At 73.8% G+C, this 10799-nt stretch carries 10 protein-coding genes and 1 tRNA gene; 4 read left to right on the top strand and 7 right to left on the bottom strand.

Annotated elements, in window-relative coordinates; genetic code table 11:
* Positions 1-667, top strand: a 667-nt coding sequence (locus HLB15_RS19900) for a DUF808 family protein (RefSeq protein WP_171107912.1), incomplete at its 5' end; no start/stop codon positions are given.
* A 31-nt stretch (positions 668-698) separates the two neighbouring features.
* Here HLB15_RS19900 and HLB15_RS19895 read toward each other — a convergent pair.
* From HLB15_RS19895 to HLB15_RS19880, 4 genes are all read right to left on the bottom strand, one after another.
* Positions 699-1616: a carbohydrate ABC transporter permease gene (locus HLB15_RS19895; RefSeq protein ID WP_249360422.1), complete on the bottom strand. Its 918-nt coding sequence runs from the start codon at positions 1614-1616 to the stop codon at positions 699-701.
* Between the two features lies 1 nt (position 1617).
* A complete protein-coding gene (locus HLB15_RS19890; protein WP_171107910.1) occupies positions 1618-2538 on the bottom strand; it encodes a carbohydrate ABC transporter permease in 921 nt (306 codons plus the stop codon).
* A complete protein-coding gene (locus HLB15_RS19885; RefSeq protein ID WP_171107907.1) occupies positions 2535-3848 on the bottom strand; it encodes an ABC transporter substrate-binding protein in 1314 nt (437 codons plus the stop codon). The genes HLB15_RS19890 and HLB15_RS19885 overlap by 4 nt, the downstream gene beginning before the upstream one ends.
* Before the next feature lie 95 nt (positions 3849-3943).
* Entirely contained in the window at positions 3944-5869 is a 1926-nt protein-coding gene (locus HLB15_RS19880; RefSeq protein WP_171107906.1) for a glycoside hydrolase family 127 protein, read from the bottom strand.
* A 235-nt stretch (positions 5870-6104) separates the two neighbouring features.
* On the opposite strand from HLB15_RS19880, the gene HLB15_RS19875 reads away from it, so the two are divergent.
* A complete protein-coding gene (locus tag HLB15_RS19875; RefSeq protein ID WP_171107904.1) occupies positions 6105-7208 on the top strand; it encodes a LacI family DNA-binding transcriptional regulator in 1104 nt (367 codons plus the stop codon).
* On the opposite strand, the gene HLB15_RS19870 is transcribed toward HLB15_RS19875, so the two are convergent.
* A complete protein-coding gene (locus HLB15_RS19870) occupies positions 7205-7675 on the bottom strand; it encodes a hypothetical protein (protein ID WP_171107901.1) in 471 nt (156 codons plus the stop codon). The two genes, HLB15_RS19875 and HLB15_RS19870, sit on opposite strands and share 4 nt — an antisense overlap.
* 298 nt (positions 7676-7973) lie before the next feature.
* Between HLB15_RS19870 and HLB15_RS19865 the strand changes: the two genes are divergently transcribed.
* Positions 7974-8047 (top strand) — tRNA-Pro (locus tag HLB15_RS19865).
* A gap of 60 nt (positions 8048-8107) precedes the next feature.
* Here the strand turns inward: HLB15_RS19865 and HLB15_RS19860 are convergent.
* Entirely contained in the window at positions 8108-9106 is a 999-nt protein-coding gene (locus HLB15_RS19860) for an NAD-dependent epimerase/dehydratase family protein (RefSeq protein ID WP_171107899.1), read from the bottom strand.
* Positions 9107-9207: 101 nt separating this feature from the next.
* On the opposite strand from HLB15_RS19860, the gene HLB15_RS19855 reads away from it, so the two are divergent.
* Positions 9208-10041 carry a helix-turn-helix domain-containing protein gene (locus HLB15_RS19855; RefSeq protein ID WP_171107897.1) on the top strand — a complete coding sequence of 278 codons (834 nt, stop codon included), beginning with the start codon at positions 9208-9210 and terminating at the stop codon, positions 10039-10041.
* A 10-nt stretch (positions 10042-10051) separates the two neighbouring features.
* Here the strand turns inward: HLB15_RS19855 and HLB15_RS19850 are convergent.
* Positions 10052-10799, bottom strand: a 748-nt coding sequence (locus HLB15_RS19850; RefSeq protein ID WP_171107895.1) for a S1C family serine protease, incomplete at its 5' end; no start/stop codon positions are given.

Here is a 10799-nt window from a genome sequence, read left to right as displayed (position 1 = left end):
CGCCTACCTCTGCTTCGAGGGCGCCGAGAAGGTGTGGGGCCGCCTGCGCGGCCACGGCCCGCACGCCGCCGCCGGCCCCGGTGGTGCTGCTGCCCTGCCCGACGAGGACGCGCTCGTGAAGGGCGCCGTCCGCACCGACCTCGTGCTGTCGGCCGAGATCATGGTCATCGCGCTGGACGAGGTGGTCAGCGAGCCGTTCCTCACGCGCGCCGTCGTCCTCGCGGTCGTCGGCCTCGCCGTGACCGTGGGCGTCTACGGCGTCGTCGCGCTCATCGTCAAGATGGACGACGCCGGGCTGCGCCTGGCCGAGGCACCTTCCGCGGCGGTGGCCCGCCTGGGCCGGTGGATGGTGGCGGCCCTGCCGAAGCGGCTCACGCTCCTCACCGTCGTCGGCACGGCGGCGATGCTGTGGGTCGGCGGCCACCTCCTCCTCGTCGGCGCCGACGAGCTCGGCCTCACCGCGCCGTACGAGGTCGTGCACCACGCCGAGGAGGCCGTGGCCGAGGCGCTGGGTGCGGCCGGCCCGGTCGCGGGCTGGTTCGTGGCCACCCTCGCCGCCGCGGTGCTGGGGCTCCTCGTCGGGCTCCTCGTCGTGGCGGCGGTGCACGCCGTCGAGGTCGTCCGCCACCGCCGCGGCGCGACGGACGGCGTCCCCTCGGCGCACTGAGCTGCGGCACGCCTCTCGCGCGGAGGAGGACTCAGCCCTTGACCGCCCCCGAGGCCAGTCCGGCGACGTAGAAGCGCTGCAGCGCCACGTACAGGATCACGCACGGGATCATCGCGATCACCGAGCCCGCGGCCAGCAGACCGAAGTTGACCTGCCCGTACGCGCCCTGCTGCAGGTTCACCAGCGACACCGGCAGCGTGTAGAGGCTCGAGTCCGTGAGGAAGGTCAGCGCACCGAGGAACTCGGTCCACGACGCGAGGAACGCGTACAGCGCCGCCGTCGCCGTGCCCGGCACCACCAGGGGCCGCAGCACCGACACGAGGATGCGCAGCGTGCCCGCGCCGTCGACGTGCGCGGAGTCCTCGAGCTCGGGCGGCACCGCCGAGAAGGTGTTGCGCATGACGAAGATGCCGAACGGCAGGTTCACCGTCGTGTAGAAGAGCACGAGCCCGAGCAGGCTGTCGGTCAGGCCCATGACGTTCATCTGCAGGTACAGCGGCGTGAGGATCGCCTGGAACGGCACCATGAGCGTCACCAGCACCAGCCCGAACAGCACGCCGCGCGCCCGGAACGGGAAGCGGGCGAACCCGTAGCCGGCCAGCGTCGCCAGCACGGCGGTGAGCACCGCCGTCGACACCGAGACGATGCCCGAGTTGAGGATGCCGCGCCACACCTCCGGCTGGTCGATGACGGCACGGAAGTTGACCCAGGAGAGGTCGAGGAAGCGGTCGTCGGGCGCGGCCACGATGACGTCGCCCGGCTGGCCGGCGCGCACGAACGCGACGGCCAGCGGCACGAGGAACACCAGGGCGGCGAGGGTGCCGCCCACCACGTAGAGTGTCCGCTTGACCCGGGTGTCCCGCTCGGGCCCGCCGGGGGCGGCCTGCGGGGCGGGGGCAGAGCGGCGCACCGCGGGCACGGCACGCGGGGCAGAGGTCACGGTGGCCATGTCAGCTCCTCTCCCGCAGCAGCCAGAACTGGGCCGCGGTGACCAGACCGGTGATGACGACCAGCACGAGCGACATCGCCGTCGCCGCACCGAGCTGGAGCTGGACGAACGCGCGGCGGTAGATCGCCATGACGATCGTCGTGGTGTCCGACCCGGGACCGCCCTGGGTCAGGATGTAGAACTGCGTGAACGCGAGGAACGAGCCGATCACCGAGAGGATCACGGTCATCGCGATGGTCCGGCGCAGCATCGGCACCGTGATCTGCACCTCGCGCTGCCACCACGAGGCGCCGTCGATCTCCGCCGACTCGTAGACCTCCCGCGGGATGCCCTGCATGCCGGACATGATGAGCACCATCGTCAGCCCGGACACGCCCCAGATGACCATGACGCACAGCAGGCCAGTGGCGAGCGGACCGTCGACGAGCCACGCCGTCGTGCCGTCCGTGATGCCGAGCGCCTTGAGGACGACGTTGACCAGGCCGCTGTTCGGCTGGGCCTCGAGCAGCGTGAGGAAGCTCAGCGTCGTCAGCCCGATGACGAAGGGCACGAAGAAGATCGTGCGCAGCAGCGTGGCGCCGCGCCGGTTCGACCGCACCAGCACCGCCAGGCCGTAGCCGAGCAGCAGGATCGGCAGCGTGACGATCGCCGTGTACAGCAGGGTGTAGCCGAGCGACCCCCAGAACGTCGGGTCGGTGAGCACGGACGCGTAGTTGGTCAGGCCGATGAACCGGTACGGCCCGATGAGCGGGAAGTTCGTCAACGAGATGTAGACGGCGACCACCAGCGGCACGAACACGAAGACGACCACCAGCGCCACGGCCGGCGTGACGAGGGCGAGCCCGGTGCGGTGCGGGTGAGTGAGGCTCCCGGAGCGGCGGCGGCGCAGGGTCTGCGGCCGGTCGACGGCGGGCGCGCTCATGCCTGGGCCTGCCGCAGGATGCGGTCGTACGTGGTCTGGGCCTCGTCCATGGCGGCATCGACCTCCCCGTCGAAGACGGCCCGGCGGAACATCCGCAGCCAGGGCCCGTCCTGCTGGTTGTAGATGAGGTTGTAGGCGAGCGTGGTGGGGGCGTAGCCCCGGTCGATCGACTCCAGCGGCGGCAGCACGAACGGGATCTCCTGCGCGAACTGCGGCGTCACCACGTCGGACCGCACGGGGGAGTAGAACCCCTCCGGCATGCGCGACTGCTGCTCCACCGACACGGCGAACTTCATGAACTCCCACGCCGCGGACGGGTTCTTCGCCCCGTTCGGCATGCAGAGGTTGTCGCCGCCGTCGAAGAACGCGCGCCCGCCGTCGGGCCCCGGGAGCATGACCACGCGCGTGCGCTCCAGGAGCGCCGGGTCCGCGTTCGGCACGACGACGCCGTACCCCGCGGGGAACATGCCGAGCCGCCCGGCGGCGTAGTCGGCCGACCAGCGCGAGGCGTCGTCGGAGAAGCTGCCCGGCGGCACGAGCTGCTCGTCCCAGAACGTGCGCAGGAGGTCGAGGGTGCCGCGCAGGGCGTCGTTGCCCGCGACGTCGCCGGTCTGGTCGCCGACCTCGCCCGCGATGAGGTCGCGGTCGGTGGCCCACACGTGCGGCTGCACGGTGAATCCCAGCGCGCCCGACGCGTTGCCGGGGTAGGACCAGCCGTAGACGTCGTCGTCCAGGGCGCTGAGGGCGCGGGCCGCCTCGAGGAGGCCCGCGAAGTCGCGGGTGTGCTCGTCGACGTCGAGCCCGGCGCGCTCGAAGAGCTCGGTGTTGCAGAACAGCACCGAGAAGTCGCCGATGAACGGCAGGCCGTAGTGCCGCCCGTCCTTGGTGCTCAGGGCGAGGTGGCCGGGGCTGAGCGCGTCGCCGATGCCGAGGTCCTCGATGAGGGGCGTGAGGTCGGTGAAGGCGCCGCGGTAGGCGAACAGGGTCGAGTAGATGTCGTCGATGTCGATCACGTCGGGCACCCGCCCGCCGCGGATGGCGGTCGCGAGCTTGGTCACGTACTGCCCGTTCTGGATGGGCGTGACCCGCACGCGGATGCGGTCCTGCGCGCGGTGGAACGCGTCGACGACGGCCTGCGTGCCGTTGACGGTGTCCGACCGGCACCAGAGGTTGAGCGTCCCGCTCGCGTTCTCGCCGAAGCCCGGCGCCTCGACGTCCGCCGGGCGCAGCGTGCCGCCGCAGCCGGCCAGCGCTGCGGCCACGGCCGCCGACCCGGCGAGCGTGAGCAGCTGGCGTCTGGTGAGCTCCATTGCTCTCCTTCCTTGCGCGTCGTCGCGTACTTCTCGGGGGGTGCGGGCCGGCCGGGCCACCCCGGCCGGCCCACGGTGCCGCTCAGCGGTGCGGGTCAGCGGGTGGGTACCCAGACCCGCATCGGCTGCGGGCCGCGGTTGGCCCACGCGTAGTAGGGGATGGCGGTGAGGGTCACGTCGCGCACCGGTGCGGGCGGCGGCGTGGTGGCCGGGCCGTACGGCGTCGTCGCCCCGGCGTCGGGCCCGGGGACGACGGCGCCCTGCGCGTGGACGACCGTGACGCCGCCCAGCAGGTCCGCCCGGAACTCGTCGCTGAGCGCGCCCGCGGGGTCGATCCGCAGGTCGTCGACGACGGCGCCCTCGGCCTGGTCGGGCTGCTCCAGCGCGTAGACCAGCGGGCCGCGCTCGATGGCGACGGCGCCGCGGACGGCGTCGACGCGCGGGTCCGCGCTGGTCAGCCGCACGGCGAGCGGCAGGTCGAGCACGACCGTGTCGCCGACGGCGAAGCGGCGCGTGACGCGGGCGTAGGTGCCGGCCTGGACCGGCTCGCCGGCGAGGGTCGCGCCGTCGGCCCACGCGGGGACGCGCACGGCGAGCGTGGTCTCGCCGTCGGGCGCCTCCTCGACGTGCAGGGCGACGCGGCCCTCGTCGGGGTAGCTCGTCTCGACGCGCAGGCGCAGCGTGCCGCCGTCGAGCGGGGCCGTGACCGTGCCGGGCGCGTACTGGTGGAGCTGGAGGCTCGCGCCGTCGGCCGTGGCGAGGTAGCCGGTCAGGCTCGAGACGGTGCGCATGATGTTGGGCGGGCAGCACGCGCAGCTGAACCAGGAGCGGCGGCCGTGCGCGGGGCTGCGGTCCTCCTCGGCGTGCGCGTCGCTGCGGAGCTGGAGCGGGTTGACGTAGAAGTACTCGGTGCCGCTCAGCGAGACGCCCGCGAGGAACCCGTTGAGCAGCATGCGCTCGATCTGGTCGGCGTAGCGAGCCTCGCCCGTGGCCAGCAGCATGCGCCACGCCCACTGCACGCCGCCGATCGCGGCGCAGGTCTCGGCGTAGGCGCGGTCGTTCGGCAGCTCGTACGGGTCGCCGAACGACTCGCCCTCCCAGCGGGAGCCGAGCCCGCCCGTCACGTACTGCTTGGTGCGCTCCATGGCGCGGTACTGGGTGTCGAGGGCGGCGAGCAGCTCGGCGTCCCCGGTCTCGACGGCGACGTCGGCCGCGCCGGCCCCGAGGTACACCGCGCGCACCGCGTGGCCCTCGACCGTGGTGGCCTCGCGGATCCTGACCCGGTCGGAGAAGTAGGTGGGCGCCTTGTCGTGGCCCTCGATGATGCCGGTGCCGCGCGCCTCGACGAACCAGCTCGCCAGGTCGAGGTAGGCGCGGGTGCCGGTCTCGCGGTACAGCTCGACGAGGCCCATCTCGACCACCGGGTGGCCGTCCACCTCGCGGAGCTGCCCCTCGCCGTCGCCGAAGGTGGCGACGAGGTGGTCGGCCAGCCTCACCGCGACGTCGAGCAGCTCGGTGCGGCCCGTGCCGCGCACCTGCGCGACGGCGGCCTGGAACAGGTGGCCCGCGCAGTACAGCTCGTGGCTCCACGGCAGGTCGCTGTACCGGGGGACCTTGCGGAGCATCGGCACGGAGTCGAGGTAGCCGTCCTCGGCCTGGGCGGCGGCGAGCAGCTCCGTGATGCGGAGCTGGTCGGCGAGCAGCTTCTCGTCGGGCTCGCGGGCGTACTCCCAGGCGGCGGCCTCGAGCCACTTGTGCACGTCGGAGTCGGCGAAGATCGGGCCGATCGCCTCGCCCTCGGCCCGGCCCGCCGCGATCTCGAGGTTGCGCAGGTTGCCGGCCTTCTCGAGCTGCTCCAGGCCCTCAGGGATCGCGGCCGCGCGGTTGACGTCGGCCGTGCGCGCCCACAGCCCGCCGTCGATGGTGACGTGCCCCGGGGCCAGCGGCCGCAGCAGCACGCGGGCGTCGTCGGAGGGTGCGGCGGGGCCGCGCGTGGTGCCGCTGGGGGTGAGGGTCGTCATCGATCGCTCCTTCGCGGGTGGCGTGCGGTGTGCGTCGGGCCTCCGGTCCCTGGGGCCAGGAAACGAAGGAATCCGATTTCCTGATCGTAGGGAAGCGCGGGTGGCGGCGTCAATGCTCGTGGTCAACCTGGAGGTCAGCCGGGAGGGGAGGTACGATGACGGCTTCCGGTCGGGGCGCTGCGGCCCGCCGGACGCGGAACGCGAGGAAAACGGAAACGAGGAGGGGCGGCGCGGTATGGAGCGTGGACGGGTCGTGCGGATCACCGACGTCGCCGCGTTGGCGGGCGTGGCACCCGGGACGGCGTCCAAGGCGCTCAACGGCACGGGCTCGCTGCGGGAGAGCACGCGCGAGCGGGTGCGGGAGGCGGCGGAGCGCCTGGGTTTCGTCCCGGACGTGACCGCGCGGTCACTTTCGGCGCGCCGAAGCTTCACCGTGGGGCTGCTCAGCACGGACTCGGCCGGCCGGTTCTCGCTGCCCGTCGTGCTCGGTGCGGAGAACGCGCTGGTCGGCGGCGAGCTGTCGGCCCTCCTGGCCACCGCGCGCCACGACCCGGTGCGCGAGCAGCACCACGTGCGCGCCCTCGTCGCCCGGCGGGTGGACGGCATCATCGTCACCGGCCGCACCACCGAGCCCCGGGAGCCCATCCGGGTGCCGATGCCGGTCGTGTACGCGTTCGCGCCGTCCGCCGACCCCGAGGACACGTCCGTGGTGCCCGACGACGCGACCGGTATGCGCCTGGTCACCGAGCACCTGCGGGGCCTCGGCCGACACCGGATCGCCTACGTGGGTGGCCGCGCCGAGCAGCGGGCGTCGACGGCGCGGTACGAGGCGCTGTCCGCCGAGCTCACGGCGAGCGGCCTGGAGCTCGTGGGGCCGCCGCTGTACGGGGACTGGTCGGAGCAGTGGGGACGGCGGGCCGTGGACCTGGTGCTGGGGTCGGCTCCGTCGGCCGCCCGTCGAGATCTGGTGTCCGCGCCGAGATCTGGTGGTGCGCCACCAGATCTCGACGGGAGCACCAGATCTCAGGGCCAGGGGAGCGGGTTGCCGGTCGATGCCATCGTGTTCGCCTCCGACCAGCTCGCGCGCGGCGGGTGCGACCGGCTGCGGGAGCTCGGCATCCGCGTGCCCGACGACGTCGCCGTCACCGGCTACGACGACTGGGAGGTCATGTCGCTGGCCAGCCGCCCGCCGCTGACCACGGTGGACATGCAGCTCGAGCTCCTCGGCCAGCGCGCCGCCGAGCTGCTCATCGCGGCGATCGACGGCGAGCCGACCCACGGCGTCGAGCGGCTGGCGCCGCGGCTGGTGGTCCGGGCGTCGACGCTGGGGGACAGCTAACGGTCGGTGTCGACCACGTGGGTGACGGTGGCGCCGTCGACCCGGACGGTCTCGACGCCGTCCGCGGGGTAGTGCACCGGGATGACGACGACCTGGCTGACGGGCAGGTACTCGTCCGAGCAGGCGGGGTCGGCGCCGGGTGCGGTGAGCACCTCGACGGTGGTGCTGTCCGTCCAGCCGATGTCCACGGGGTAGGGCATGCAGCCCGGGGTGCCCCACATGGTCAGCTCGAGGCGCGCCGGGCGGGACCCGGCGTCGACGACGGCGTGGACGAGACCGTCGGGCGGCGGCGTCGCGTCGGCCGTGCGGGCGGGGTAGCTCTTCACGGCGATGGTGCGGGGCGTGTGCGGTGCGTCGGCGTGTGATGTGTCGGTGTGTGAGGCGAGGGTGCCGGGGGCGTCGGGGGTGCCGGCGCAGGCGGAGAGGACGAGCGGAAGGACGAGCGCGGTCGTCCACCGGCGAGACATGGGTGGTCCCTTCCCGAACGTGGGGGTGTGATGCCTCGACGATGACAGCCGGACTGACGATCGCCCAAAGCTTTACTTTGCATGGGCGCGCACCGATGTCCGCCGCGAACAGGCGATCCGGCACGGTTCTCGGCCTCGGAACGTGCCTGATCGCCTGTTCGGGGCGGACATCGGTGGCGGTGCGTGTCCACGAGGGATATCGGTTGGCCGCGGTGCGGGCCGTACCCGATATGATCGGTCCGTCGGCCGGGGTCGACCGGGCAAAGCCTCAGGTGGCGGCCGGTTTCCCCACTGACGACGGGCTGTGGCGCAGCTTGGTAGCGCATCTGCTTTGGGAGCAGAGGGTCGCTGGTTCGAATCCAGTCAGCCCGACCCACGGACACACACGGACGGCCTGGACCCGCGCGGGTCCAGGCCGTCCGTCGTCACAGGTCACACCCCCATCCCCGCCACCCCGTCCTCGAACGACACCACCGGCCGGTACCCCAGCTCCGCCCGCGCCCGCGTCGTGTCGTACGTCCGGTCCCGCCCCAGGAAGGCCACCAGCCACCGGTCCAGCGGCGGCGCGGCAGGCCGGCGCAGCAGCCGCCAGATCCCGTCGAGTGAACGCGCCAGCACCGACGCGATCCCGTACGGCACGCTCCGCGCCGTGCGGACGTCGGCCCCGGCGGCGGCCATCATCGGCGTCATGAACTCCCGCACCGTGCGCGGGTCGCCGTCGGTCACGTAGTAGACGCCGCGGTCGGCGCCGCGGGTCAGGGAGGCGGTCACCGCGGCGGCGAGGTTGGTGACGTGCACGTGGTCCATGCGGTGGCGGCCGTCGTCGATCCAGGCGAACTGCCCGGCCCGGGCGCCCGCGGCCGCACCGTCGAGCGTGGTCATGCCGCGACCCCAGATCATCGGGGGCCGCAGCGTCACCAGCGTCGTCCCGGGCGTGGGCAGCGCGGCGAGGGCCTGCTCGGTCGCGAGCTTGACGCGGCCGTAGGCGATGAGCGGCCGGCCGGTCGGCGTCGTCTCGTCGACGACGGCGGGCCCGCCCCGCCCGTCCGTGGAGACGGCGGCGGCGCTGACGAGCACGAAGCGCCCGACCCCGGCGTCCGCCGCAGCCCGGAACAGGGCGATCGTCGGCCAGTGGTTGTCACGCTCGAAACCGGAGTCCGGCCCCCAGAACGCCATGCGGGCGGCCGCGTGGACCACGGCGTCCGCGCCGCTCAGCGACGTGAGCCACGCCGGGGGTGACGCCGGGCCGCCGTCGGCGGTGCGGCGGAGGTCGGCGAGGTCGCCGCGGACGGCGGTCGCGCCCGCCGCCTCGACGCGACGGGCCGCCTCGGCGCTGCGGGCCAGGGCCCGGACGGTGTGCCCCTCGGCGAGGAGACGGGTGATGAGGTGCTGTCCGACGAAGCCGCTGCCGCCGGTGAGGAAGATGTCCATGGCAGTGAGCCTGCGGGCCGGCCGGCGGCCGCGGGAGCCACGGCCCGTGGTGGTACGACCCGTACCACCCACGGCCGGGTCGCGTGCCGGAAGATGAGGGCATGGATGAGCTCGGAACCGCCCTGCGGACCTGGCGCGACCGGCTCACGCCGGGCGACGTCGGCCTGCCGCACCTGTCCCCACGGCGCGTCGCGGGCCTGCGCCGCAGCGAGCTCGCGCAGCTCAGCGGCATCTCGGTCGAGTACGTGGTGCGGCTCGAGCAGGGGCGGGCGAGCACGCCGTCGGCCCAGGTGTGCGCGGCGCTCGCGCGGGCGCTCCAGCTCTCCGACGGCGAGCAGGCCCACCTCTTCCGCCTCGCGGGCCACGCGACGACGCCGGACCGCGTGCCGCAGATGATCCCCGGCAGCGTGCACCGCATCGTCGAGCAGCTCTCCACCAGCCCGGTGCTGGTCTGCGACGCGGGCTGGCAGATGCTGCACTGGAACCCGCTGTTCGCGGCGGCGCTCGGTGACCCCACGCGGTCCCCGGCGGGGGAGCGCAACGTGCTGCTGCTCCAGTTCGAGGGGCGCATGCCCCGCATCCGGCAGACCGCGGACGAGCTGGACGCGTTCGAGCGGTCGCTGGTGGCCGACCTGCGCGCGACGACGAGCCGCTACCCGAAGGACCCGGGTCTGCGCTCGCTGGTCGCGCGGCTCCACGACAGCGCACGGTTCCGGGCGCTGTGGGAGCAGCGGACGGTGGGCGAGCACCAGGGCGCGACCAAGGTGGTCGAGCACCCCACGGTGGGCGACATCGCGGTCGAGTCCAACGTGCTCACCACGCAGGGGTCGGACCTGCGGATCGTGGTCGACACGCCGCGCGACACCGAGGCGGCCGGCAGGCTCGCGCTCCTGTCCGCCGTCGGGATGCAGGAGATGGCGGTCAGGAGCAGCTGAGCCCGCCGCGTCACGCCTCCTGGATGATGCGCTGGGCCACCCGCTCCGCGCGGTCGATCGGCACCGCGAACCCGATGCCGATGCTGCCCGAGCCGTTCACGGTCGCGATCGCGGTGTTGATGCCCACCACCTCGCCGCTCAGGTCGACCAGCGGACCGCCCGAGTTGCCCTGGTTGATCGAGGCGTCGGTCTGGACCATCGGGCCGGGGAAGCTGCCCGCGTCGCGGTCGACGGCGCTCACCACGCCCGCCGTCACGCTGCCGGTGAGGCCCAGCGGCGAGCCGACGGCGATCACCGGCTCCCCGATGCGCAGCGCCGCGCTGCTGCCCAGGGTGGCCGCGGGCGCGGTGCCCAGGTCGGCCTCGACGACGGCGATGTCGTTGCGCTCGTCCGCGCCGAGCACGCGGCCGGGGACGCGACGGCCGCTGTCGAGCACCAGCTCGACCCGGTCGGCGCCGACGACGACGTGGCCGTTGGTGACCACGTGGCTGCCGTCGATGACGACGCCGGAGCCCGCGCGCCCGCCCGCGCGGACCTGCACGACGCTCGGCAGCACGGCCTGCGCCGCCGCCGTCGTCGTGCGGGCGCCGGGGTCCGGGGCCGGGAGCTGCACCGGGTTCGCGAGCGCCGAGGGCTCGTCCGGGCCGGTGGCCAGACCCGTCACCAGGCCGGTGGTCGCCGAGCCGAACAGTGCGCCGAGCGCCAGTGCCGCCGACATCGTGACCAGCGGCCAGGACCGGCGGCGGGTGTCGTGCGGA

Source organism: Promicromonospora citrea, from assembly GCF_013004695.1.
Lineage (GTDB): Bacteria > Actinomycetota > Actinomycetes > Actinomycetales > Cellulomonadaceae > Promicromonospora > Promicromonospora citrea.
The sequence above is the reverse complement of the archived record's forward strand: the minus strand, read 5'-3'. Positions and strand labels throughout refer to the sequence as shown.